Here is a 2,592-nt window from a genome sequence, read left to right as displayed (position 1 = left end):
CTGAAGGGATGGGGCACGAAGCGCTCGGCGGTGAGGTCGGGGCGGCCGAGATAGCCACGGCCCACGCCCGTTCCGCCGATGTACAGCTCACCCGGGACGCCGCGCGGGACGGGCTGGAGCGCCGCGTCCAACACGTACAGCTCCATGTTGCCCTTGGGCGCGCCGATGGGCGTGCTCGCGCCCGAGGGCGGCGAATGCATCGTGTGCAGCGACGCGGTGTCGGCGCACTCGGCGGGGCCGTAGGCGTTGACGAGCGGGATGCGCGGGTATCGCTCGAACCATGCGCGGCAGGTGGCGGGTGTCAGCGCCTCGCCGATGGTGACCATCCTGCGCAGGCCGTTGAGCGCGCCCTCCGGAGAGTCCTCCAACACGGCTTGCAGCAACGAGGGCACCAGCTCCGAGACGGTGACGCCCGCGTGCTGAAGCGCGGTGGCCAGCCGAGGCGGCTCGCGCACCCCCTCGTCCTCCACGACGAAGGTGGTGCCACCGCCGACGAGCGCGCCGAGCATCTGCCAGATGGAGATGTCGAAGGACAGCGGCGCCGTCTGCGCGAGCACATCGTCCGGGCCCATGCCCAGCCCCTGCTGCATACCCAGCAGGTGGTTGAGCATTCCCCGATGGTCCACCATCACGCCCTTGGGCGTGCCCGTGGAGCCCGAGGTGAACAGGGCATAGGCCAGCGTCCTCGGCGTGACGCTCGGGGACAGCGGCTCGGTGGACTCGGACTCCCATCCGTCGAGCGTCACCACGCGCGGGCGCTGCGACGCGGGAAGCTCCGCGAGCATCGCGTCCAGCGCTGCGCCCGAGCCCTCCAGCGGAAGGACGAAGGGCGCGCGGCTCTCGGCCAGGAGTTGCGCGAGGCGCGCGGACGGAAGCTGCGTGTCCAGCGGGAGGTACGCGGCGCCGACCTTGTGCAGGGCCAGCACCGCGCGCACGGTGGCCTCGGAGCGATGACCGAGCACCGCGACCACGGACTCGAACGTGACGCCCTGGGCCCGCAGCCTGCGCGCGGCGCGGGTGGTGTGGCTCTCCAGCGCCGCGTAGGTCCACTGGGCCTGCGAGGACGCGAGCGCCACATGCTCGGGCGTACGTCGCGCGTGCGCGGTGATGCGCTCGGACAGACAGGTGTCCAGGTCGAAGTCGGGCGCGGGTGAGCGAGCCGGGACGAGCACCTGGGCGCGTGCGTCGGGCGCGAGCAGCGACAGCCGAGCCACGGGCGTGCCGGGAGAAGCCACGGCCTGCGCGAGAAGCTGGAGATAGTGCGCGACGAAGGCGTGCGCGGTACCGGGCTCGAACAGCTCGCCGCTGTAGCGAAGGACCAGCTCGAAGCCTGTCGGTCCTTCGAGGACGCTGAGCGCGAGGTCGAACGGGCTGGCGCGCACGTCCACGGGAACCGGCCGGGCACGCAGTCCACGGAAGGCCTCCGCGAGCGAGCCCTGCGCACGGTGCAGGTCGAACAGCACCTGGAACAGCGGCGCATGGCCGAGTCCGCGCTCCACGCCGAGGGCACGGACCAATCGCTCGAAGGGAACATCCTGATGCGCGAGCGCGCCCAGGGTGGTGTCACGCACCTGCGCGAGCAGCGCAGAGAAGGGAGTGCGGTCGTCCAGTCGCGTGCGCAGCGCCACGGTGTTGGCCATGAGTCCGACGACGCCCTCGGTGGCCGGATGCGTGCGCCCGGACACCGGCGTGCCGACGCAGAAGTCCTCTTGCTGCGAGTATCGATACAGCAGCGCGGCGAACGCGGCGTACAGCACCATGAACGGCGTGGCGCGGTGCTCGCGCGCGAGCCCTTGCACGGCCTCCGCTATCTCGGCAGGCACTGCCTGGAGGCCGGTGGACGCGCCCTGGTGCGTGAGCACGGCGGGCCGCGCCTTGTCCGTGGGGAGCTGGAGGAGGTCCGGCACTCCCGCGAGCTGGTGCTTCCAGTAACTGAGTTGCGCATCCTCCCGCGCGAGCACGGGCTCCGAGCGTTGCCACGCGGACACGTCGAAGTACTGGAGCGGCACGGAGGGCAGCGCGGGGATGTCACCGATGCTGGCGTCGGCATAGGCCGCGCCCAGCTCGCGCATCAGGATGTCCAGCGACAGTCCATCCACCACGAGGTGGTGGAAGACGAGCAGCAGCACCGAGACGCCGCCGCCCGTCTGGAGCAGCAAGAAGCGATACAGCGGACCCTGCTCCAACGAGAACGGGCGCCACGACTCCTGAAGGAGCCGCTGTTCCATCCAGCCCGCATCGCGAGCCAGGGCCTCCACGCGCTCGACCTGGAGCGCGCGCGAGGGCAAATCCGAGAGCGAGGCCCGAGGCTGTCCCTGATGCGAGGCCACCGTCATCCGCAGCACGGGGTGCCGTTCGAGCAACAGCCGCAGCGCCGCATCGAGTGCGTCGGGATCCACCGCCCCCTTCAGCTCGACCGCCTGGGGGATGTGGTACGCGCCGGAGTCCGGATGGAGTTGCTGGATGAACCACAGCCGCTCCTGGGCGGGAGACAGCGCGGGGGGCTCGTTCGCGGGCCGGGGCGCAGGCTCCGGAACGTCCACCGGAGCGCCCTGAAGCCGCGTGAGTTCGCGAGCGAGGGAGGCGACGGTG

The 2,592-nt window shown here is 71.4% G+C and carries 1 protein-coding gene; it reads right to left on the bottom strand.

The genetic code is table 11. The features are described 5' to 3' along the window. On the bottom strand, nt 1–2,543 hold a 2,543-nt coding region (locus JGU66_36205; GenBank protein MBJ6766219.1), incomplete at its 3' end, for an amino acid adenylation domain-containing protein. Nucleotides 2,544–2,592 lie beyond the last annotated feature (49 nt).

This window comes from Myxococcaceae bacterium JPH2 (assembly GCA_016458225.1).
Classification (GTDB): Bacteria; Myxococcota; Myxococcia; order Myxococcales; family Myxococcaceae; genus Citreicoccus.
The sequence above is the reverse complement of the archived record's forward strand: the minus strand, read 5'-3'. Positions and strand labels throughout refer to the sequence as shown.